Source organism: Pseudomonas sp. B35(2017), assembly GCF_002113645.1.
Taxonomy (GTDB): domain Bacteria; phylum Pseudomonadota; class Gammaproteobacteria; order Pseudomonadales; family Pseudomonadaceae; genus Aquipseudomonas; species Aquipseudomonas ekonensis.
The window spans coordinates 437,175-458,998 of sequence record NZ_NEIZ01000002.1 but is presented as its reverse complement, the minus strand read 5'-3'; the positions used below and the strand labels follow the sequence as shown (position 1 = coordinate 458,998).

The 21,824-nt window shown below is 66.3% G+C and carries 23 protein-coding genes; 12 read left to right on the top strand and 11 right to left on the bottom strand.

Annotated elements, in window-relative coordinates:
* Positions 1-120: 120 nt before the first annotated feature.
* Positions 121-1,539, bottom strand: coding sequence for a sensor histidine kinase (locus CAG41_RS05660; RefSeq protein ID WP_085629645.1), 1,419 nt, complete (start codon positions 1,537-1,539; stop codon positions 121-123).
* Entirely contained in the window at positions 1,526-2,248 is a 723-nt protein-coding gene (locus tag CAG41_RS05655; RefSeq protein ID WP_085578181.1) for a response regulator transcription factor, read from the bottom strand. Before CAG41_RS05655 ends, CAG41_RS05660 begins: the two co-directional genes overlap by 14 nt.
* Before the next feature lie 217 nt (positions 2,249-2,465).
* Between CAG41_RS05655 and CAG41_RS05650 the strand changes: the two genes are divergently transcribed.
* Positions 2,466-5,219, top strand: a complete 2,754-nt coding sequence (locus CAG41_RS05650) for a response regulator (protein WP_085578292.1) — start codon at positions 2,466-2,468, stop codon at positions 5,217-5,219.
* 83 nt (positions 5,220-5,302) lie between these two features.
* The gene (locus tag CAG41_RS05645; RefSeq protein WP_085578182.1) at positions 5,303-6,292 is read left to right on the top strand and encodes a 2-hydroxyacid dehydrogenase; all 990 of its coding nucleotides are present in this window, start codon (positions 5,303-5,305) and stop codon (positions 6,290-6,292) included.
* Positions 6,293-6,298: 6 nt separating this feature from the next.
* On the opposite strand, the gene CAG41_RS05640 is transcribed toward CAG41_RS05645, so the two are convergent.
* A complete protein-coding gene (locus CAG41_RS05640; RefSeq protein ID WP_085636687.1) occupies positions 6,299-6,736 on the bottom strand; it encodes a hypothetical protein in 438 nt (145 codons plus the stop codon).
* A 134-nt stretch (positions 6,737-6,870) separates the two neighbouring features.
* Here CAG41_RS05640 and CAG41_RS05635 point away from each other — a divergent pair, with 134 nt between their 5' ends.
* On the top strand, positions 6,871-7,305 hold the full coding sequence (locus tag CAG41_RS05635; protein WP_085578184.1) for a hypothetical protein: 435 nt from the start codon (positions 6,871-6,873) through the stop codon (positions 7,303-7,305).
* The gene (locus CAG41_RS05630; protein ID WP_085578185.1) at positions 7,305-7,709 is read left to right on the top strand and encodes an META domain-containing protein; all 405 of its coding nucleotides are present in this window, start codon (positions 7,305-7,307) and stop codon (positions 7,707-7,709) included. Before CAG41_RS05635 ends, CAG41_RS05630 begins: the two co-directional genes overlap by 1 nt.
* A 46-nt stretch (positions 7,710-7,755) precedes the next feature.
* Here CAG41_RS05630 and CAG41_RS05625 read toward each other — a convergent pair whose 3' ends face one another.
* A complete protein-coding gene (locus CAG41_RS05625) occupies positions 7,756-8,223 on the bottom strand; it encodes a TlpA disulfide reductase family protein (RefSeq protein ID WP_085629639.1) in 468 nt (155 codons plus the stop codon).
* 113 nt (positions 8,224-8,336) lie between these two features.
* Here CAG41_RS05625 and arsC point away from each other — a divergent pair, with 113 nt between their 5' ends.
* From arsC to CAG41_RS05610, 3 genes are read left to right on the top strand one after another with little or no spacing between them, the layout of a single operon-like run.
* Entirely contained in the window at positions 8,337-8,690 is a 354-nt protein-coding gene (arsC, locus tag CAG41_RS05620; RefSeq protein WP_085706770.1) for an arsenate reductase (glutaredoxin), read from the top strand.
* Positions 8,687-9,283 carry an NAD(P)H:quinone oxidoreductase gene (wrbA, locus tag CAG41_RS05615; protein WP_085578188.1) on the top strand — a complete coding sequence of 199 codons (597 nt, stop codon included), beginning with the start codon at positions 8,687-8,689 and terminating at the stop codon, positions 9,281-9,283. The genes arsC and wrbA overlap by 4 nt, the downstream gene beginning before the upstream one ends.
* Before the next feature lie 2 nt (positions 9,284-9,285).
* On the top strand, positions 9,286-9,711 hold the full coding sequence (locus tag CAG41_RS05610; RefSeq protein ID WP_085578189.1) for a DUF2069 domain-containing protein: 426 nt from the start codon (positions 9,286-9,288) through the stop codon (positions 9,709-9,711).
* 32 nt (positions 9,712-9,743) lie between these two features.
* Here the strand turns inward: CAG41_RS05610 and CAG41_RS05605 are convergent, their stop codons facing one another.
* Complete coding sequence (locus tag CAG41_RS05605) at positions 9,744-10,418, bottom strand: DNA-3-methyladenine glycosylase I (protein WP_085629637.1); 675 nt, start codon at positions 10,416-10,418, stop codon at positions 9,744-9,746.
* A 133-nt stretch (positions 10,419-10,551) separates the two neighbouring features.
* The gene (gene ttcA, locus CAG41_RS05600; RefSeq protein WP_085578191.1) at positions 10,552-11,376 is read right to left on the bottom strand and encodes a tRNA 2-thiocytidine(32) synthetase TtcA; all 825 of its coding nucleotides are present in this window, start codon (positions 11,374-11,376) and stop codon (positions 10,552-10,554) included.
* A gap of 288 nt (positions 11,377-11,664) precedes the next feature.
* On the opposite strand from ttcA, the gene CAG41_RS05595 reads away from it, so the two are divergent.
* Together CAG41_RS05595 and CAG41_RS05590 are read left to right on the top strand one after the other, a co-directional pair.
* Positions 11,665-12,267, top strand: a complete 603-nt coding sequence (locus tag CAG41_RS05595) for a Yip1 family protein (protein ID WP_085578192.1) — start codon at positions 11,665-11,667, stop codon at positions 12,265-12,267.
* A gap of 151 nt (positions 12,268-12,418) precedes the next feature.
* The gene (locus CAG41_RS05590; RefSeq protein ID WP_085578193.1) at positions 12,419-12,913 is read left to right on the top strand and encodes a SprT family zinc-dependent metalloprotease; all 495 of its coding nucleotides are present in this window, start codon (positions 12,419-12,421) and stop codon (positions 12,911-12,913) included.
* A 106-nt stretch (positions 12,914-13,019) separates the two neighbouring features.
* Here the strand turns inward: CAG41_RS05590 and CAG41_RS05585 are convergent, their stop codons facing one another.
* Both CAG41_RS05585 and CAG41_RS05580 read right to left on the bottom strand, forming a co-directional pair.
* Positions 13,020-14,201 (bottom strand): CaiB/BaiF CoA-transferase family protein, encoded by a 1,182-nt coding sequence (locus tag CAG41_RS05585; protein ID WP_085629635.1) that lies wholly within the window; start codon positions 14,199-14,201, stop codon positions 13,020-13,022.
* A gap of 144 nt (positions 14,202-14,345) precedes the next feature.
* Positions 14,346-15,680 carry a dicarboxylate/amino acid:cation symporter gene (locus tag CAG41_RS05580; RefSeq protein WP_085578195.1) on the bottom strand — a complete coding sequence of 445 codons (1,335 nt, stop codon included), beginning with the start codon at positions 15,678-15,680 and terminating at the stop codon, positions 14,346-14,348.
* A 351-nt stretch (positions 15,681-16,031) separates the two neighbouring features.
* On the opposite strand from CAG41_RS05580, the gene CAG41_RS05575 reads away from it, so the two are divergent.
* Complete coding sequence (locus CAG41_RS05575; protein ID WP_085629633.1) at positions 16,032-17,030, top strand: AraC family transcriptional regulator; 999 nt, start codon at positions 16,032-16,034, stop codon at positions 17,028-17,030.
* Positions 17,031-17,148: 118 nt separating this feature from the next.
* On the opposite strand, the gene CAG41_RS05570 is transcribed toward CAG41_RS05575, so the two are convergent.
* The 3 genes from CAG41_RS05570 to CAG41_RS05560 form a co-directional block, all read right to left on the bottom strand.
* The gene (locus tag CAG41_RS05570; protein WP_085578197.1) at positions 17,149-18,495 is read right to left on the bottom strand and encodes an ATP-binding protein; all 1,347 of its coding nucleotides are present in this window, start codon (positions 18,493-18,495) and stop codon (positions 17,149-17,151) included.
* Positions 18,492-19,169 (bottom strand): response regulator transcription factor, encoded by a 678-nt coding sequence (locus CAG41_RS05565; RefSeq protein WP_085578198.1) that lies wholly within the window; start codon positions 19,167-19,169, stop codon positions 18,492-18,494. Before CAG41_RS05565 ends, CAG41_RS05570 begins: the two co-directional genes overlap by 4 nt.
* Positions 19,170-19,318: 149 nt before the next feature.
* Entirely contained in the window at positions 19,319-19,924 is a 606-nt protein-coding gene (locus CAG41_RS05560; protein ID WP_085578199.1) for a hypothetical protein, read from the bottom strand.
* A gap of 141 nt (positions 19,925-20,065) precedes the next feature.
* On the opposite strand from CAG41_RS05560, the gene CAG41_RS05555 reads away from it, so the two are divergent.
* Together CAG41_RS05555 and CAG41_RS05550 are read left to right on the top strand one after the other, a co-directional pair.
* Positions 20,066-20,857, top strand: a complete 792-nt coding sequence (locus CAG41_RS05555; RefSeq protein ID WP_085706769.1) for a dienelactone hydrolase family protein — start codon at positions 20,066-20,068, stop codon at positions 20,855-20,857.
* 107 nt (positions 20,858-20,964) lie between these two features.
* Positions 20,965-21,690 (top strand): 4'-phosphopantetheinyl transferase, encoded by a 726-nt coding sequence (locus tag CAG41_RS05550; RefSeq protein ID WP_085693940.1) that lies wholly within the window; start codon positions 20,965-20,967, stop codon positions 21,688-21,690.
* Positions 21,691-21,824 lie beyond the last annotated feature (134 nt).

The window sequence follows — 21,824 nt, the reverse complement described above, 5'->3', positions numbered from 1 at the left end:
GGCGTTTTTCGCAATCCGGACAGCGGGGGCGCCTATCATACCGGCAAACCCGCGCCGGCCATATCACGCAAAGTATGGTGCTTATGGCTTATGGGAATAAGTGAAGAAACCGTGGGGCCGTCAGCTGATCTGCGGCTGCAGCCCGTCCGCCGCCGGCGCAGGCCGGCCCTGCACCGCCTCGCAGGCGGCGTCGTGCGCCTTCAACCGCAGGTTCAGCCGCAAGCCGTCTGCGCCGTTCTCGGCCCACAGCCTGCCGCCCTGACGCTGCACCGCATTGCGCGCGATGCTCAGGCCCAGGCCGAACCCGCCGTCGCCGGGCCGCGAGCCGTCGAGCCGGATGAACGGCGAGAAGATCCGCTCCAGGTCCGCCTCGGCCACGCCGCCCCCCTGATCCTCCAGCCACAGGTGCCAGCAATCGCCGTCGCGCCGCCCGCCGAGCCGCACCACGCCGCCCGGCGGCGAATGGCGGATGGCGTTGCGCAGAATGTTTTCCAGCGCCTGGGCCAAGGTGTTGAGGTGGCCGCGCACCCAGCAGGAGGCCTCCACCGTGCACTGCAGCTGCAGGCTCGGCCAGCCGCTTTCGTAGCAGGCGTTGTCGGTCAGCATTTCCCACAGGGCCTGGATCTGGATCGCCTCGTCGGGCAGCGGCGTGCGCTCGGTGTCGAGCCAGGCCAGCTGGAGGGTGTCTTCCACCAGCCGCTGCATGATGTCGACCTCGCGCCCGATCCGTTCGCGCAACGGCAACAGCGCCTGCTCGCCTTCGCTGGCCACCCGCAGGCGGCTCAATGGCGTGCGCAGTTCGTGGGACAGGTCGCGCAACAGTTGCTGCTGCAGCGCGACGGTCGATTGCAGGCGCTCGGCCATCGAGTCGAAGGCCCGGGCCAGTTCGCCGAGTTCGTCGGGACGCTCGGTGATGCCGCTCGACAGCCGCACATTCAGTTGGTCGGCGCGCCAGGCGTTGGCCTGTTCGCGCAGGTTGTTCAGCGGCATCACCAGCAGGCGGTACAGGCCGACGCACAGCAGCAGCGTGAACAGGCCGGGGATCACCCCGTTGGTGATGACCCGCCAGAACGTCTTGTAGCGCCCCGGCAGGAAGCGCTCGGGCAGCTCGATCACCAGGCTGCCGGCGGAGGGGTTCTCGGGGAACGGCACCCGCAGCCACGGCAGGCCCTTTTTGTGGATCGGCCAGTCAGGCCCGCGCAGGAAGGTCAGGCGCAGGGTCTCGGCCTCGCTCAACGGCTGGCTGCCCAACGATTGCAGGTGGCCGCCGATCACTCCGACCCAACCCGCCTCGCGCCAGTGCATGGTCCGCAGCCAGGCGTCGACGCCCTCCTGCCGCCCTGCCCGCCAGGCCTGCTCGGCCTCGGCCGCATAACGGGCCAACGTGCCCCGGGCCTCGTCGGACAGGAACTGATTGCGCTGCTCCATGTAGCGGCCCCAGGACCAGCTCAGCCAGATCATCAGCAGACAGAACGCCACCAGCAGGCAGGCAAGTTTCCAGAACAGCGAGTGCCGCCCCGGCAGCTCAGACGGTTTCATCGGGTGCGCTCAATACGTAGCCCTTGCCCCACACCGTGCGCACTTCGCGCTCGCCGTAGCCGACGGCCTTGAGTTTGCGGCGGATCTGGCTGATGTGCATGTCGAGGCTGCGGTCGTGGGGCGCGTAGCCGCGCTGCAGCACGTGCTGATAGAGGAAGGCCTTGCTCAGCACCTCTTCGGGGTTGCGGTCGAGGGTCTCCAGCAGGCGGTACTCGCTGCGGGTCAGGCCGGCGGGCCGGCCTTGGTAGGACACATCGCACTGTTCATCGTCGAAACGCAGCGCGCCCGCCGCGACGGGTTCGGCCAACGGCGCCGGACGCCGGTCGAGCGCGACGCGCCGCAGGATCGCCTCGATGCGCACATGCAGCTCGGCCATGCTGAACGGCTTGGGCAGGTAGTCGTCGGCGCCGAGGCGAAAGCCGCTGATGCGGTCGGCTTCGGCGCCCAGGGCGGACATCAGCAGCACCGGCGTGGAGTGGCTCTGGCGCAGTTGCGTGAGCACATCGAGCCCGTCCAGCCCCGGCAGCAGGATGTCCATCAGCACCACGTCGAACGGCTGGTGCCGGGCGACATCGAGGCCCTCCTGGCCGTTGCGGCACCAGGTCACCTGAAAGCCGCTGCGGCCCAGGTGCTCGTGGACATAGGCACCGAGCACAGGATCGTCTTCGATGGAAAGGATGCGGGGCTGGCCAACAGAGACAGGAGTCATGACTATCTGCAAATAATTCTCAGTTGGCGGATTATTCAAGATTGCCGGGCGCCGGGCAACCCGAGCCTGATCCGGCAGACGGACGTCGCGGCTGCGGCCGATGGACGGCGGCGGCATTTTTCCCAAGATTGCCCGCGAGCAAATCGCTACACTGCGCCAAAGCCGCGTGCCGGACGCACGCGAGAGTCAACGGATCAGCGGGATGCGGGAGATGGGCGTGCTCAAGAAACTGGGAATCAAAGGTCGCGTGCTGTTGCTGACCCTGTTGCCCACCAGCCTGATGGCGCTGGTGCTGGGCGGCTACTTCACCTGGACGCAGCAAGTCGACCTGCAGGCCCAACTGATGCAGCGCGGCGAAATGATCGCCGAGCAACTGGCGCCGCTGGTGGCGCCGGCCATGGGCCACGGCGACAGCGAACTGCTCGAACGCATCGCCACCCAGTCCCTGGAGCAGTCCGACGTGCGCGCCGTGACCTTCCTGGCGCCGGACCGCTCGCCCCTGGCCCACGCCGGCCCGACCATGCTCAACCAGGCCCCCAGCGGCGACAGCCTGCAACTGCTGCGGCGCAGCGGCAACGATGCGACCCGCTACCTGCTGCCGGTGTTCGGCAAGCACCGCAACCTGGCCGGCGAACTGATCCCCGAAGAGTCCGACCGCCTGCTCGGCTGGGTCGAACTGGAACTGTCGCACAACGGCATGCTGCTGCGCGGCTACCGCAGCCTGTTCGCCAGCCTGCTGCTGATCGGCGCAGGCCTGGCCGGCGCGGCGCTGTTGGCCGTGCGCATGGGGCGCACCATCAACCGGCCGCTGAGCCAGATCAAGCAAGCCGTCGCGCAGCTCAAGGACGGCCACCTGGAAACCCGCCTGCCGCCCCTCGGCAGCCAGGAACTCGACGAGCTGGCCTCCGGCATCAACCGCATGGCCGGCACCTTGCAGAACGCCCGGGAAGAACTGCAGCACAGCGTCGACCAGGCCACCGAAGACGTGCGCCAGAACCTCGAAACCATCGAGATCCAGAACATCGAACTGGACCTGGCGCGCAAGGAAGCCCTGGAGGCGAGCCGGATCAAATCCGAGTTCCTGGCCAACATGAGCCACGAGATCCGCACGCCGCTCAACGGCATCCTCGGCTTCACCCACCTGCTGCAGAAAAGCGAGCTCACCCCGCGCCAGCTCGACTACCTGGGGACCATCGAGAAGTCCGCCGACAGCCTGCTGGGGATCATCAACGAGATCCTCGACTTCTCCAAGATCGAGGCCGGCAAGCTGGTGCTCGACCACATTCCGTTCAACCTGCGCGACCTGCTGCAGGACACCCTGACCATACTGGCCCCGGCCGCCCACGCCAAACAGCTGGAGCTGGTCAGCCTGGTCTACCGCGACACGCCGCTGTCGCTGGTCGGCGATCCGCTGCGGCTCAAGCAGATCCTCACCAACCTGGTCAGCAACGCGATCAAGTTCACCCGCGAAGGCACCATCGTCGCCCGGGCGATGCTCGAAGAAGAGCACGAGGACAGCGTGCAGCTGCGCATCAGCATCCAGGACACCGGCATCGGCCTCTCGGCCCAGGACGTGCGCGCCCTGTTCCAGGCCTTCAGCCAGGCGGACAACTCGCTGTCGCGCCAGCCGGGCGGCACCGGCCTGGGGCTGGTGATCTCCAAGCGCCTGATCGAGCAGATGGGCGGCGAGATCGGCGTGGACAGCACGCCTGGCGAAGGCTCGGAGTTCTGGATCAGCCTGAGCCTGCCCAAGACCCGCGACGACACCGACGACCTGCCGGCCGCGCCATTGCTCGGGCGCCGGGTGGCGGTGCTGGAGAACCACGAACTGGCCCGCCAGGCGCTGCAGCACCAACTGGAGGACTGCGGCCTGGACGTCACCCCGTTCAACACCCTGGAGAGCCTGACCAACGGCGTCACCGGCGCCCACCAGACCGAGCAGGCCATCGACCTGGCGGTGCTCGGCATCACCAGCAACGACATGCTTCCGGAACGGCTGAACCAGCACATCTGGGATCTCGAACACCTGGGCTGCAAAGTGCTGGTGCTGTGCCCGACCACCGAACAGACCCTGTTCCACCTCTCGGTGCCCAACCCCCACAGCCAGCTTCAGGCCAAACCGGCCTGCACGCGCAAACTGCGGCGGGCGCTGTCGGACCTGGTGCTGCCGCGCCAGACCCGCAGCGAGCCGGGCGAGCCGCTGTCCAGCCGTGCACCGAAAGTGCTGTGCGTCGACGACAACCCGGCCAACCTGCTGCTGGTGCAGACGCTGCTCGAAGACATGGGCGCCAAGGTGCTGGCCGTGGAAAGCGGCTACGCGGCGGTCAACGCCGTGCAGAGCGAAGCGTTCGACCTGGTGCTGATGGACGTGCAGATGCCGGGCATGGACGGCCGCCAGAGCACCGAAACCATCCGTCAGTGGGAAAGCGAACGGCACTGCACGCCGCTGCCGATCGTCGCCCTCACCGCCCACGCCATGGCCAACGAAAAACGCGCCTTGCTGCAAAGCGGCATGGACGACTACCTGACCAAGCCGATCAGCGAACGGCAACTGGCCCAGGTGGTGCTGAAGTGGACCGGGCTGGCGCTGCGCAATCCGGTGCAGGAGCGCGCCGCCGACGGCGTGGCCGGCCCTCAGGATCTGCCGGTGCTCGATCACGAGGAAGGCCTGCGCCTGGCCGCCGGCAAGGCGGATCTGGCGGCGGACATGCTGGCGATGCTGCTGGCCTCGCTTGAGGCCGACCGGGAAGCGATTCGCACGGCCCGCGACGGCAACGACCAGAACGCCTTGCTCGAACGGGTGCACCGCCTGCACGGCGCCACCCGGTACTGCGGCGTGCCGCAACTGCGCGCCGCCTGCCAGCGCAGCGAAACCCTGCTCAAGCAGCAGGATCCCAACGCCGCCCAGGCGCTGGACGAGCTGGACCGGGCGATCAACCGCCTGGCCGCGCAAGCCAGGATCAGTGCCTGATCCAGGACAACGCCGGCGGCGCCACGGACGGCTACAGTGAGCGTGGGCCATCAGGCCCCGCGACCCGGTTTCAGGAGGCCAGCATGCGCACGATCGTTTTCAGCAGCCAGACGTATGACCGCGACAGTTTCCTCGCCGCCCCCTGCCCGGACGGCATCGAGCTGCACTTCCAGCCGGCGCGGCTGTGCCTGGACACCGCCGCGCTGGCCGAGCATCACGAGGTGGTCTGCGCCTTCATCAACGACGACCTCGGCGCACCGGTGCTGGAACGTCTGGCCGCCGGCGGCACGCGGCTGATCGCGCTGCGTTCGGCCGGCTACAACCACGTCGACCTGGCCGCCGCCCGGCGCCTGGGACTGGCGGTCGTGCGGGTGCCCGCCTACTCGCCCCATGCCGTGGCCGAACACGCGGTGGCGTTGATCCTGGCGCTCAACCGGCGCCTGCACCGCGCCTACAACCGCACCCGCGAAGGCGATTTCAGCCTGCACGGCCTGACCGGCTTCGATCTGGTGGGCAAGACCGTCGGCATCGTCGGCACCGGGCAGATCGGCGCCACGTTCGCCAAGATCATGCACGGCTTCGGCTGCGAACTGCTGGCCTACGACCCGTACCCCAACCCCGCCGTCGAAGCGCTGGGGGCCCGCTACCTGAGCCTGCCCGAGCTGCTGGCCCGGTCACGGATCATCAGCCTGCACTGCCCGCTGAACGCGCAGAGCAAGCACCTGATCAACCGCCAATCGCTGGCGTGCCTGCAACCGGGGACGATGCTGATCAACACAGGGCGCGGCGGGCTGGTCGACACACCCGCGCTGATCGACGCCCTGAAGGACGGCCAGTTGGGGTATCTGGGGCTGGACGTCTATGAGGAAGAGGCGCAGCTGTTCTTCGAAGACCGCTCCGACCTGCCGCTGCAGGACGATGTCCTCGCCCGCCTGCTGACCTTCCCCAATGTGATCGTCACCGCGCACCAGGCCTTTCTGACCCACGAGGCCCTGGGGGCGATCGCCGAGACGACCCTGCGCAACATCGCCGCCTGGGCCCAGGGCGCGCCGCAGAACCGGGTCGAGGCCTGAGCCGGGTCAGGACGGCTTGAGCGACGACGCCAAGATCAGCAACGCCAGCCAACCGAAGCCCAGCAGCCGCTGTTTGGCCGAGTGGCCGCTGCGCAGCAGGAACCAGACAAAAAAGCCCGGCAGCAGGAACACCATGATCTTCAGCCAGCCTTCCACCGGCCGCGAACCGTCGGCGTTCAACTGAGGCTCGACCGGTTGCGCCGCCTGCGCACGCCGGCGGCGACCGGCCGCCGCCGGCGTGGCCCGTGGCTGCGGCGCAGGCGCTGCGGGCGCGATCGACGCTTCGGGAACGGATTCGTTGCGCGGCAGGCGGCCAAAGGAAATCGGCGACTTCGTTGCCTCAGCGCCGCCCGCGCCGTGCTCCAGCGGGGCTCCGCAATGGATGCACGCCGACGTCTGCGAGCTGATGCTGCGCTTGCATTCATAACATTCGATCAGCGCCATGTTCCGTTCCTTAGAAAAAAGAAGCGGCAGTTTGCCATGACTGCGGTGCCGGTTTGAACCGGATCGAAGGTCGCAAGCGCGCGTCATTCTGCAATCCGGCCCGTGCTAGCATGTCGCGCATATTTGGAGGCTCCATGGTCGAACACGATTTCCGCTACACCCTGATGAACCCGCAACACACCCTCACCGAATGCCGCGCCATCGTGCCGGGCCGCTATCAGGTCACCGGCAACGGCGGCTCGATCCGCGTCGGCGACGTCCTGGTGGTCACCCTCAAGGGCAGCAAGGACCTGTCCATGCGCCTGACCGTCGAAACCGTCCGCCACCTGATCAACCCGCCGGGCCAATGGACCGCGATGACCCAGGGGCCGGTGTTCGGCGAACTGGCGATCCACACCTGGCAGGTCAACTGCGATGCGTGCGCCAAAGCCCTGAGCTTCGAGTTCGCGGTGGACGCCAAGCTCGGCAAGCCGGCCGAGACGGCCGCCGCCACCGCACGCATCGCCGAACTGGGCTGGCAGGCCGTGGGCGGCAAGCATGTGTGCCCGAGCTGCCGGGAGTCCGCGTGATGAAACACCTGGCCCTGACCGCCGCCGTCGGTGCCGGCCTCGCCGGGTGCGCCGCCGAGCCGGTGCAGCTGCAGCAGAACCGCAGCTACATCCTGGAATGGATCGGCGAACGCCCGCTGATGGACTACAGCCACTTGACCGTCACCCTGGGCGACGATGGCCGGGCCTACGGCAACGGCGGCTGCAACCATTGGTTCGCGCCGTACACCCTGGACGGCGACAAACTGAGCTTCGGCAAGATCGGCAAGACCCGCAAGCAATGCGCGCCGGCGCTGATGGAGCAGGAACAGCGCTTCTTGCAGGCGCTGGAGAAGGTCGAGCGCTGGGACGTCTCGCCGATCGAGCAGATGCGCTTCTGGCCCGTCGAAGGCAAGCCGTTGCGCTGGTGGCTGGAAGAAGGCTGAAGCCTTTTTATGGCGAGGGAGCACGTTCCCTCGCCACAGCGCCCCTTCAGTTGGTCGCCTTCAGCGCCTCCAGCTTCGCCATCACCCCCGCCGCCGTCTGCTCGCCCAGCAACTGCTCACGCACCTTGCCCTTGTCGTCGATGATGTAGGTCACCGGCAAGGCCTCGCTGCGCGGCAGTTCGAACAGGTCCGCCGGATCCTGCGCCAGCACGGTGAAGCGGATGCCCAGCTTCTCGCTGGCGCCTTTGAGCTCCTCACCTTGCACGTTGTCGAAGTTGACCCCGAACACGCCGATCTTCCTGTCCTTGAGCTGCTCGGCCAAGTGGTTGAGCTCCGGGATCTCGGTGCGGCACGGGCCGCACCATTCGGCCCAGTAGTTGAGCACCACCCACTGCTTGTCGAGGCGCTCGGAGGCCACTTTCTGCCCGTTCTGATCGATGCCATAGTCGTTACCGCAGCCCCCCAGCATCAACGCTCCGATGATCGTCAATGCCGCTGCCAGTCGCCGTGTCATGTCATGTTCCTTGTGAAAAATTGAATGCGCCTGCGACCCGTCGCCTCCCGAGGTTCTGGATTGCGCGCTGCACAGTTAGAATAGCCGCCACTTTACGCCATAAGCGACCCGCCATGACCGATCTGACGCTCTATCACAACCCGCGCTGCTCGAAATCCCGTGGCGCACTCGAACTGCTCGAAGCCCGTGGCCTGACCCCGAACGTGGTGCGTTACCTCGAAACCCCGCTGGACGCCGCGCAGATCAAGGCCTTGCTCGGCAAGCTGGGGATCGGCGCCCGGCAACTGCTGCGCACCGGCGAAGATGAATACAAAACGCTTCAGCTGGCCGACAGCAGCCTCAGCGAAGAACAACTGATCGCCGCCATCGCGGCCCATCCGAAACTGATGGAGCGCCCGATCCTCGAAGCCGGCGACAAGGCCGTCATCGGCCGTCCGCCGGAGCGGGTCCTGGAGCTGCTGCCGTGAGCGATCCGTACATTCTGGTCCTGTATTACAGCCGCAGCGGCTCGACCAACGAGATGGCCCGGCAGATCGCCCGCGGCGTCGAACAGGCCGGGCTCGAAGCGCGCCTGCGCACCGTGCCGGCGATCTCCGCCGAGTGCGAAGCGGTGGCGCCGGACATTCCCGACGAAGGCGCGCTGTACGCCACGCTGGACGACCTGAAGAACTGCGCCGGCCTGGCCCTGGGCAGCCCGACCCGCTTCGGCAACATGGCCGCGCCGCTCAAGTACTTCCTCGACGGCACCAGCAACCTCTGGCTGACCGGCGCCCTGGTGGGCAAGCCGGCCGGCGTGTTCACCTCCACCGCCAGCCTGCACGGCGGCCAGGAGACCACGCTGCTGTCGATGATGCTGCCGCTGCTGCATCACGGCATGCTGATCACCGGCCTGCCCTACAGCGAATCGGCGCTGCTGGAGACCCAGGGCGGCGGCACGCCGTACGGCGCCAGCCACCATGCCGGGGCCGACGGCAAGAGCGGCCTGGACAGCCACGAAATCGCGCTGTGCCGCGCCTTGGGCGCACGCCTGGCGAAAACCGCGCAGAAGCTGGGGAGCTGAGGATGGCGAAAAAGCCCAAAGTCTTGCCCGCCGTCGAATGGCTCGCGCCGCGGGTGCGGGTGATGCGGATCGTCAGCCTGCTGTGTTTCTTCGCCCTGGCCGGACTGCTCGCCGCCTACTACCTGGTGTTCGCCGACCTGCACGGCGCGCGCCCCTGGGTGATCCTGCTGATCGAGCTGATCCCGTGGATCGTGCTCGCGCCGGGCATGGTCACGGGCAGCCCGCGGGGGCATTCGTGGATGTGCTTTGCGGTGAACCTGTACTTCATCAAGGGCGCGCTGGCCGCGTATGACCCGGGCCGTCAGCTGTTCGGCGTGCTGGAGATGATCGCCAGCCTGGCGGTGTTCTGCTCGGCGCTGCTGTATGTGCGGTGGCGGTATCAGCTGGACCGCAAGCGGGCGGGCGAAGGCGAGGTCAGCGTCGCCTGACCGCTCGCCATCGCCAGCAGGCAACCCCGATCTTAATGATTGACGGTATAGGCCAGCATCATCGAGATCTGGCTCATCGGCCGTCCGCCGCTCTCTTCGTGCCAGCGGTTGAAGGCGTCCTGCACCGTGGCCAGGTCGCGCAGGCTGCTCGGCACCTTGTCGATGATGCCTTGGGCGTTCAGCGCCGCCACCACGTCGTAGCTCGGCACGAAGGTGTCCTTGCCGGCCATCCGCAGGAACCGCGGCGCCGACAGCCCGCCCAGTTGGTGGCCGCGCTTTTTCAGGTACGTCCACAGGCCGACGATGTCGGTCACCGGCCAGTCGGCGAGCAAGGCGCCGAAGCTGCCCTTCTCTTTCTCCACGTCCAGGATGAACTGCGCATTGCGCGGCACGCTCTTGAGCTTGCCCAGGTGGCGGATGATCCGCGCGTCCTGCATCAGGCGCTCAAGGTGCTCGGCGCTCATCAGCACGACCTTTTCCGGGTCGAAGCCGAAGAACACCTCCTCGAAGGCCGGCCACTTGGCGTCCACCAGGCTGTGCTTGAGCCCGGCGCGGAACACCCGCAGGGCCATGGTCGACAGGTAGCGGTCGTCGCCCACCGCACGCAGTTGCGCCGCGGTCTTGGGGACAGGCAGGTGGGCTTCCAGTTCGGCCGCCGAACCGAAACGGTTCAGACAGTATTCGTGCAGCCACTTGTAGTCGCGCATGCCCTCTCCTGAGGTCTGAAATGAATGTCGCCCGAGAACACAAACGACAGTGGGAGCCAGCCTGCTGGCGATGACGCTGCATCACTCGTGACGCACCGGATCGCCAGCAGGCTGGCTCCCACCTTGACGGGGCCTAGAGATTGACGACGTTGACGAAGCGCGAAGCCGCCGTCTCGTCGATCTTCAGGCTGGTGAAGTCGAACAGGTTGCGGTCGGCCAGTTGCGACGGCACCACGTTCTGCAGGCTGCGGAAGATGCTTTCGGTGCGGCCCGGGGTCTTGCGCTCCCAGTCCTGGAGCATTTCCTTGACCACCTGGCGCTGCAGGTTTTCCTGGGAGCCGCACAGGTTGCACGGGATGATCGGGAACTGCTTGAAGTCCGAGTAGGCCTGGATGTCCTTCTCGTTGCAGTAGGCCAGGGGGCGGATCACCACGTTGCGGCCGTCGTCGGCGCGCAGCTTGGGCGGCATGGCCTTGAGGGTGCCGTTGAAGAACATGTTCAGGAAGAACGTCTCGACGATGTCGTCGCGGTGGTGCCCCAAGGCCATCTTGGTCGCGCCGATCTCGTCGGCGAAGGTGTACAGCGTGCCGCGGCGCAGGCGCGAGCACAGCGAGCAGGTGGTCTTGCCTTCCGGCACCAGCTCCTTGACCACCGAGTAGGTGTCCTTTTCGACGATGTGGTACTCGATGCCCAGCTCTTTGAGGTAGGCCGGCAGGACGTGCTCGGGGAAGCCCGGCTGCTTCTGGTCCATGTTCACCGCGACGATCTCGAACTTGACCGGCGCGACCTTCTGCAGGTGCATCAGCACATCGAGCATGGTGTAGCTGTCTTTGCCCCCGGACAGGCAGACCATCACCTTGTCGCCGTCCTCGATCATGTTGAAGTCGGCGACCGCTTCGCCGGCCAGGCGGCGCAGGCGCTTTTGCAGTTTGTTCTGGTTGACGGTGAGAGTGCCCATGACGCGAAATCCGTGAGGTGTGACGAAGGGCGGGCATTTTACGCAAAAACGCCGCCCGGGCGAAGGGCCGCGGGTCTGTCGCTGCGCCGGCGGCTCAAGTCCCTGCGGCGATTAAGCCCTGGGTTTACAGCGCGATTTGCTCTAAGCCCCTACACCCTGTGCGGTCAAGACCTTCCTATACTGCGACATAAGGTCGCATCGATGTCTGGAGACCTGAATTTGCTCGGCCACCTTGGCCCGAAGGCGCTCCGTTGGGGGGCGATGGCAATACAAAGAGGAGTGACTGGCATGATCCATCACGTAGTGGGGCTCTTCACCCACCCCGATCAGGAATGGAAGGAAATCCGTGGCGACCAGGAAGAAAGCATCAGCCACATGTACCTGACGCACACGCTGATCCTGGCGGCGATCCCCGCGGTCTCGGCGTTCATCGGCACGACCCAGGTCGGCTGGGTGATCGGCAGCCGTGCGCCGGTGATGCTGACCCTCGAGAGCGCGCTGTGGATGACGATCATGTCGTACCTGGCGATGCTCGGCGGCGTGGCGGTCATGGGCGCGTTCATCCACTGGATGGCCCGCACCTACGACGCCAACCCGAGCCTGGCCCGTTGCGTGGCCTTCGCCACCTACACCGCGACGCCGCTGTTCGTCGGCGGGCTGGCGGCGCTGTATCCGCACATGTGGCTGGGGATGATCGTCGGCACGGCGGCCATCTGCTACACGGTGTACCTGCTCTACGTGGGCCTGCCCACCTTCATGAACATACCGACCGATGAGGGATTCCTGTTTTCCAGCTCGGTGCTGGCGGTAGGCCTGGTGGTGCTGGTGGCCATCATGGCGTTCACCGTGATTGTCTGGGGGCTGGGCGTGGGCCCGGTCTACACCAACTAGCGATCCCCCCGAAAAGAACAAGATCCGCCAACACCAGGCCGCCGCAAGGCGGCCTTCTCATGCCCGGGAAAGCCGCGACCATTCGGCGGTCCGGCGATGCGCAAGGCCGGAAGGTTGCGGCATACTCCAAGCCTCTGGAGATCCATCAAGCATGCCCGAGCAACTCAATACCCGCGTCGAAGACTGTTTCCAACTCGCCGAATCCTTTTTCAAACGTCCTTTCAAGCGCCCCGTGGTGAGCCTCAAGCTGCGCGGGCAAAAAGCCGGGGTCGCGCACCTGCACGAGAACCTGCTGCGCTTCAACCCGCAGCTGTACCGGGAAAACACCGAGCATTTCCTCAAGCAGACCGTGGCCCATGAGGTCGCGCACCTGATCGCCCATCAACTGTTCGGCGACCGCATCCAGCCCCACGGCGAGGAATGGCAGCTGATCATGCGCGGCGTCTACGAATTGCCGCCCGACCGCTGCCACACCTATGAGGTCAAGCGCCGCAGCGTGACCCGCTACATCTACAAGTGCCCGTGCGCCGACAGCGACTTCCCGTTCACGGCCCAGCGCCATAGCCTGGTCAGGCAGGGGCGACGGTACCTGTGCCGCAGATGCCGGAACACCTTGGTGTTCAGCGGGGAGATGCGGGTCGAATAGCGCGGATCCTGTGGCGCCTGCTCCGGCCCCATCGCCAGCTGGCTGGCTCCCACACTGGATCTTTGGCGTTCACACATCCCCTGCTGGCGAAGGGCCGGGACAGCCGCTAGAGCACCACCTTGGCTTGCCGCAGCGCCTCGATCTCCGCAGCAGCGAAGCCCAACCCCTCCAGCACCTGATCCGTATGCGCCCCCAGCGCCGCCCCGACATGCCGCGGCGGCGGCAACGCTTCGGAGAACTTCAGCGGGCAAGCAATCTGCGCCTGGGCCGTGCCGTCCCCACGCGGTACCTGCGCCACCAGCGCCCGCGCCTGCAACTGCGGATGCCCCACCGCCTCGCCCAGATTCAACACCGGTTCGACGCAGGCATCGATGCCGGCGAACAGCTCGCACAGGTCGGCAAAGTCATGTTTCTCGAACTCGACCTTCAAGGCCTCCTTGAGCGCCCGTTGCTGCTGCGGCTTGGGTGACAAACCCTGGGCCGCCAGTTCCGGCCGCCCCAGCGCCGCACACAGTTGCTGCATGAAGGCCGGCTCCAGGCTGCCCACCGACATCCAGCGCCCATCCCGGGAGCGGTAGTAATCGTAGAAGCTGCCGCCATTGAGCATCTGATCTTCCCAGCCCGGTAGTTCACCACACGCCAGATACCCGGCGCCGGCCATGGCGTTCAGGCTGAAGGCGCAGTCGGTCATGCTCACGTCCAGGTGTGTGCCCTGCCCGCTCTGCTGGCGAGAAATCACCGCCGCCAGCAAACCGATCACCCCGTGCAGCGAGCCGCCGGCGATATCCGCCACCTGCATGCCCAGCGGCAACGGCCCGCTGTCGGCGCGCCCGGTGTGGCTGGAGAGCCCGGCCAGGGCCAGGTAATTGATGTCGTGGCCGGCGCGATCCTTGTAAGGGCCGGTCTGGCCGTAGCCGGTGATCGACACGTAGATCAGCCGGGGGTTGATCGCCTTCAGTGCCTCATAGCCCAGCCCCAGGCGCTCCATCACGCCGGGACGGAACTGCTCCAGCACGATGTCGTAGTCCGCCAGCAAACGCTTGATCACCTCCAGCGCTTCGGGCTGCTTCAGGTCCAGGGCCAGGCTGCGCTTGTTGCGGTTGAGGTAGGCGTGGCTGGCCGATATCCCGTGATCGTGGGGCGGCAGCACCCGCACCAGATCCAGGCGGGTCGGAGATTCGATGCGCAGTACCTCGGCGCCCATGTCCGCCAGCAGCAGCGACGCGAACGGCCCCGGCAGCAGGGTCGAGAAATCCAGGATTTTCAGTGAGGCCAGCGGTGCGGACATGGGCGATCTCCGTGAACGATCCCAGCAGCCTAGGCAGCCCCGGCCGGGGCGGCAATCACCGGATGCGTCAGCGGCAGTGACCGTTGCGCTCAAACCGCAGGCAAGAAAAAACCCGCCGCAGCGGGTTTCTTCATGACGCCAGCGTTACTTGACGCTGCTTGGGGTCGCGCCTTCGGCCACGCCCAGGTCGTCTTCCGGACGGGTATCGGCGATGCCGCGACCGCCCGAGGCCAGCTCGGCCTGCAGCACGTCGGTGTCCAGCTCCTTGACCCACTTGGCGACCACGATGGTGGCGACGGCGTTGCCGACCAGGTTGGTCAACGCACGGGCTTCGGACATGAAGCGGTCGATGCCCAGGATCAGCGCCAGGCCGGCCACCGGCAGGTGACCGACGGCCGACAGCGTGGCCGCCAGCACGATGAAGCCCGAACCGGTCACGCCGGCCGCGCCTTTGGAGGACAGCAGCAACACCACCAGCAGGGTGATCTGATGGGTGATGTCCATGTGCGTGTCGGTGGCCTGGGCGATGAACACGGCGGCCATGGTCAGGTAGATCGCGGTGCCGTCGAGGTTGAACGAGTAGCCGGTCGGGATCACCAGACCCACGACGGATTTCTTCGCGCCCAGACGCTCCATCTTGATCAGCATGCGCGGCAGCACCGATTCCGACGACGAGGTGCCGAGCACGATCAGCAGCTCTTCACGGATGTAGCGGATCATCTTCAGCACGCTGAAGCCGTGCATGCGGGCGATGGCGCCGAGCACGATCAGGATGAACGCCAGGCACGTGATGTAGAAGCACGCCATCAGTTGGCCCAGCTGCACCAGCGAGCCGACGCCGTAGGCGCCGATGGTGAACGCCATCGCACCGAAGGCACCGATCGGCGCAAGCTTCATGATCATGTTGATGATGTTGAACATCACGTGGGCGAAGCGATCGATGAAGTCGAGGATCGGCTTGCCGTAGGCGCCCAGGCGGTGCAGGGCGAAACCGAAGATCACCGAGAACATCAGCACTTGCAGGATGTCGCCGGTGGCGAAGGCGCCGACGATGGTGCTCGGGATCACGTTGAGCAGGAAGCCCACGACGCTCTGCTCGGCGCCTTGCTGCACGTAGGTGGCGACTTTCGAGGCGTCCAGGGTGCTCACGTCGACGTGCATGCCGTTGCCGGGCTGCACGATGTTGACCACGACCAGGCCCACCAGCAGGGCGATGGTCGAAACGATTTCGAAGTACAGGAGCGCGTAGCCGCCGGTCTTGCCGACCGATTTCATGTTCTGCATGCCGGCGATGCCGCTGACGACGGTGCAGAAGATGATCGGGGCGATGATCATTTTGATCAGTTTGATGAACCCGTCACCCAGCGGCTTTACGGCCACACCGAGCTGCGGATAGTAGTGGCCGAGCGCGATACCGATGCAGATTGCGACGATCACCTGGAAATACAGGGATTTGTACAGTGGCTGACGAGTCGTCATTGCAAGTTTCCTCAAGAGTCCCGCGGGCAACATCCATCTGTTGAACACGACACTTGAATTGCGAACCCTCCTGCACTGGAGGGATTTGTTGTGTCGAGCGACGCTTTCCGGACCGGCTCGGCGCACGCTTCTGGCGCTTGTATCGCAAACCGCGTGCCACTTTGGCGCATTTCGCTGAAAGCCTTTTGATATCAGGGATTGCGGCCCGATCACGGTCACCGTTGCGCCGACCCAACGTGGCGGATTTCCGCCAACACGCCCGCTCTCGTCCTACAATTTGGCGGAAATCCGCCTTGTTGCACGTTCGGGCCGCCGGCTACCATCCGTCGCCTGAGGGAGGACTTGCCGCTTATGCGCGAACGCACCATTGCCAGCCATTTCGCCCGCGCCGCCCTGGTCGGCGCGCAACGTGCGGGCCACGACTGCTCGCCATTGCTGCAGCAGCTGGGCATCAGCCCGGAACTGCTGGAGGAACCGCGCGCGCGGATCGCCCCGGAGCAGTTCACCCGGCTGATCCAGGGCCTGTGGCTGGCGCTGGACGACGAGTACCTGGGCTTCGGCCGGGCGCCGAGCAAGCCCGGCAGCTTCGCCATGATGTGCCATGCCGTGATCCATTGCCGCACGCTGGAGAAGGCGCTCAACCGCGGTTTATTGTTTTATAGCCTATTCCCCGAGGCCCCGCGCCTGACCCTGCACCGCGAGGACGAGTGGGTGCGCCTGAGCCTGGACGATTCGCAGTTGTGGGATCCGGATCACTTTCTGACCGAAAGCCTGCTGGTGATCTGGCATCGCCTGGGCAGCTGGATGATCGGCCAGCGGATCCGCCTGGAGCAGGCGACATTCAGCTACCCCAAGCCTGCCCACGGCGCCGAGTACGATCTGCTGTTCTCCTGCCCGTTGTCGTTCTCGGCCGGGCAAAGCAGCCTGCGCTTCCACAGCCGCTACCTGAACATGCCGCTGCTGCAGGACGAGCGCACCCTCAAGCATTTCCTCGAACGCTCCCCCGCCGACCTGCTGTCGCGCCCGGACGACGGCAACAGCCTCAGCAGCCGGCTGCGTCGCCTGCTCAGCCAGGACAGCGCGCGCTGGCCGGACCTGGAAGCGGTGGCGGCGCACCTGCACATCAGCCCGCAGACCCTGCGCCGGCACCTGCGCGAGGAAGGCACCAGCTTTCAGGAGCTCAAGGATCAGCTGCGGCGGGATATCGCCATCTATCACCTGGGACGGGCCGATCTGTCGTTGCAGGCGATCGCCGAGCAGTTGGGGTTTTCCGAGCCGTCGGCGTTTCACCGGGCCTTCAAGAAGTGGACGGGGCTGACGCCGGGGGCTTACCGGGCGCAGGAGCATTGAGCCCTGCGGCGACCGGACATGCCTCATCGCCAGCAGGCTGGCTCCCGCAACGTCCAGCGCCGCTCACCCGTCCCTGTGGGAGCCAGCCTGCTGGCGATGAGGCCGGCACGGTCAACCGCTAGACCGCCGGGAAGTGAATCCTGAACGCCGCCCCGCCCATCGGCGAATCCCCCAAGGTCAGCTTGGCGCTGTAGCTTTCGATGATGTCCTTGACCACCGCCAGGCCGATGCCCTGCCCCGGATGCTGCCGGTCCAGCCGCTCGCCGCGCTCCAGGATCCGTGCACGCTGATCCTGCGGCACGCCGGGGCCGTCGTCTTCCACGCACAGCTCGACCCCGGCCAGGCTCTCGCGCACGCTGATGCGCACTTCGCCCAGGCACAGGCGGTAGGCGTTCTCCAGCAGGTTGCCCATCATTTCCAGCAAGGCGCCCTGCTCGATCGGCACGTAGCAGTGCTCGGGCAGGTCGAAGGCGACCCGCACACGCTTGTCGCGGTAGACCTTGTCCAGGGTGTCGCACAGGCTCTGCAGCACCGGGCGCAGGCGCACCTGATGGCGCACCAGCCCGCTCTTGCGCAGGCTCGCCCGCTGCAGCTGGTAGCTGATCTGCTGGCTCATGCGCTCGATCTGGTTCTGCAGCACCCAGGCCTGGTCCCGGTCCTGGGGGCGCAGGGCCATGTCTTCGCTGACGCCTTGCAGCACCGCCAGCGGGGTTTTCAGGCTGTGGGCCAGGTCGTCGAGGGAGTCCCGGTAACGGCTGCGCTGCTGGCGTTCGCTGTGCAGCAGGCGGTTGAGCGAGCCGGTCAGGCGCAGCAGTTCGCGCGGGTGCTGTTCGCTGAGGCTCTCGCGGGTGCCGCTTTCGATTTCGTCCAGCTCCTGGCTGAGCCGGCGCAGGGCCTTGAGGCCCCAGGTCAGGCCGATCCACAGCAGCGCCAGCAGCACCAGCAACGCGGCGCCGAAGCCCAGATAGAGATTTTCGCGCAGGCCCTCCAGGGTGGTTTCGTACTCGCGCACCGGTTGCAGGGCAACGATGCTGAACGCCGCGCTCTTGCCGCCCAGCAGCTTGACTTCGACGTCGTAGACGAAGAACTCCTGGCCGTTGCTCTCGCGGATCCGCGCGAACTCGTTGCCGAGGCCGTCGTAGCGCGGCTTGTAGTTGATCTGCTCTTCCTGGGTCGCCTTGGAGCGCCAGACCAGATGCCCTTCGCGGTCGTAGATGTAGCCCAGCAGGCGGAAATCGGCGAGGTTGAAGCGCTCGTCCGGCAACTGCGTGGGCATCACCAGGCGACCGTTCTCCACGCGGGCGGCGGAGATCAGCGTGGTGACGTCCGACGCCAGGCGCTGCTCGATCGAATCCTGCAGCGCCAGGCTGAACGCGCCCTGCATCGCCGGCAGCAGGGCGAGCATGAACAGCACCGCCAACGTCGTGGCGGCGAGCATCAAGCGAACGCGAAGGGAGCGGATCAAGTGCAGCGCTCGTTGAACAGGTAGCCCAGGCCGCGCACGGTGTCGATCGGCTTGAACCCGGCCGGGCCTTCCAGCTTGCGACGCAGACGGCCGACCAGCACTTCGATCACGTTCGGATCACGCTCGTCGTCATCCGGGTACAGCTGCTCCATGAGGCGGTCCTTGGGCACCACCTGCTGATGATGGCGCATCAGGTATTCGAGGATCCGGTACTCGTAGGCGGTCAGCGCCAGCGGCTGTTCGTCGAGGGTTGCCTGCTTGCGGTTGAGGTCCAGCAGCAGCGGGCCGGCGACGATGGTCGACTGGGTGAACCCGCTGGAGCGGCGCAGCAGCGCATTGAGGCGCGCTTCGAGCTCCTCGAACTGGAACGGCTTGACCACGTAGTCGTCGGCGCCGGCGGCCAGGCCTTCGACCTTGTCCTGCCAGTTGCCGCGGGCGGTGAGGATCAGGATCGGGAACGCCTTGCCCCCCGAACGCAGCTGACGGATCAGGTCCAGCCCGCCCATGCCCGGCAGGCCGAGGTCGATCACCGCCAGATCGAAGTTGAACTGGCCGGTCTGGTACAGCGCCTCCTCGGCGTTGGCCACGGACTCGACCACATGGCCGCTTTCCGTGAGGCGGGTTTGCAGGTGATGGCGCAGCAGCGCTTCATCTTCGACGACCAACAGCTTCATGACCTTCTCCCAGTCAATCGATATTTCCGGACACAACAGGTGGAAGCCAGCCCGCCGGCGATGGCGGTCCGGCAGCCGACAAAGGGTCGACCGTCAGGACGCCATCGCCAGCAGGCTGGCTCCCACAGGGCTTTGCAGTCAACCGCGCCTCAGAAAGCGTAGTTGGCCGACAGGTACGTCTGGGCGCTGCTGGTCAAGTCCAGCGAGCCCTGCTTGCTGCCGCCGCGCTCGCTCATCTCGGTGCTGGCGTTGCTGCGCAGGTAACGGTAACCGAGTTCCACCGAGGTGTTCTGCGACACTTGCTGCAACACACCGAATTGGCCGCCGACGGCGTAACCGATGTCGCTGTCGTGGCTGAAGCCCGGGGAATTCTGGCTCAGCTTGGTCAGGCCGGCGGTGGCGCCGCCGAACAGTTTGGTGCTGTCGCCCACCGGATAGAACAGATCGTAGCTGCCGAGCAGGTTTTCCTGGCGCAGTTTAATGCCATTGTGCGAACCGGACACGGTGTCGTAGGTGGCGTAGTAGCGGCCCTGGCTGTTTTGCTGACCGAGGCGCACGCCCCAAGTGTTGTCCTTGCCGATCACGCCGTCGGCGTCCGGGTGACCCAGGTTCTCGTTCAGGGCGTTGGACTTCTTCACTTTGTCGCTGGTCTGGCCGAACGTCAGGCCTGCGAAGTTGGAGGTGGTATCGGCATGGGCGGCGATGCTTGCGCTCATGACGGTGAAGGCCAGCAGCAGTTTGTTCAAACGAGTCATCGGATGTTCCTCTTGAGTGCTCTTCAGGTATGGCGCAAGGTTAACGGCCCTCCCCTGTACAGCCCCTGAACGCTCTCTGAACCTGCGCTGAACCAAATGGACTAGGCTGTCTTGACCCCTTTTCTGTCAGGAGACCCGACCATGCGCCTGTTCCTCGCCCTCACCCTGCTCCTCGCCAGCGGTTTCAGCCAGGCGGCGATCAAGACCCAGGAGATCCCTTACCAGAGCGCCGACGGCACGAAGCTCATCGGCTACTACGCCTACGACGACGCCCTCAAGCGCCCTCGCCCGGGCGTGGTGGTGGTGCATGAATGGTGGGGGCTGAACGACTACGCCAAGCGCCGCGCCCGCGACCTCGCCGGGCTGGGCTACAGCGCCCTGGCCATCGACATGTACGGCGACGGCAAGAACACCGAGCACCCCAAGGACGCCATGGCCTTCATGCAGGCGGCGCTCAAGGACAGCGCAGCAGCGGGCGCGCGGTTCCAGGCCGGCCTGGACCTGTTGAAGAAACAGCCGCAGACCGACCCGCAAAGACTCGCCGCCATCGGCTACTGCTTCGGCGGCGGCGTGGTGCTGAACGCCGCGCGCCAAGGCGTGCCGCTGGCCGGCGTGGTGAGTTTCCACGGCGCGCTCGCCACCAGCACCCCGGCCGCGCCCGGCAGCGTCAAGGCGAAGATCCTCGTCGAGCACGGCGCGCTGGACAGCATGGTCACCCCAGACAACGTCGCGGCCTTCAAGGCGGAAATGGACAAGGCCGGGGCCGACTACCGTTTCGTCACCCTCGACGGCGCCAAGCACGGCTTCAGCAACCCCGACGCCGACCGCCTGAGCCACGGCGAACATGGCGGCCCGGACATCGGCTACAACAAGGCCGCCGATGAAAAGTCCTGGGCGGACATGCAGGCCTTCTTCAAGAACATCTTCGGTTGACCCGAAGGCATCGCCGGCAGGCTCGTTCCGATGCGGGAGCGAGCCTGCCGGCGATGAATCCGCCGCCGGCCTTGAGCTGAGCACCGGCCACCCGGCAAAATGCCCCCATGAATGCCGAACCCCTGCTCCCCGCCTGCTGCTCCGCGCTCGACGCCCATTGGCCGTTGCCCACGACGCTGCCCGACACCGTGCTGCTGAGCACCCGTTTCGACCCGTCACGCCTGCTCGGCGATGACTTTGCCCGCGCCGCCATCGAGCCCCCGCCGAGCATCCAGCGCTCGGTGGCCAAGCGTCAGGCCGAGTTTTTGGCCGGACGCCTCTGCGCCCGCGCTGCGCTCCAGCAGTTGGAAGGCATAGGCGTGGTGCCGGCCATCGGCGAGGATCGCGCCCCGGTGTGGCCGGCGCACATCTGCGGTTCGATCACCCACGGCACCGGCCGCGCGGCGGCGATCGTCGCCCGCAAGCGGCACTGGCGCGGGCTGGGCATGGACCTGGAAAACCTGCTCGACGCCGAACGGGCCGAGCGCCTGGCCGGGGAAATTCTCACCCCGCCGGAACTGCAGCGCATGGCCGCCGGGCCCAGGGACCAGATCGCGCTGTGCGTGACGATGACGTTCTCGGTGAAGGAAAGCCTGTTCAAGGCCCTGTATCCGATCGTGCAGCAGCGCTTCTACTTCGAGCATGCCGAAGTGCTGGAGTGGACGCCGGAAGGCGCCGTGCGGTTGCGCCTGTTGACGAACCTGTCCGGCGAATGGCGTAACGGCACGGAACTGGAGGCGCAGTTCGGGGTGCAGGACGGGCAACTGCTGAGCCTGGTCAGCATTCCCTCCTGAAGGATTGAGCCTTCACTGACGCCATCGCCAGCAGGCTGGCTCCCACAGGTTCTGCGGTGAAAGGTAGGAACAGGCTGGCACAGCCGACGTTTCAGCGCCTGTCCCGCCGCCATCGCCGGCAAGCCGGCTCCCAC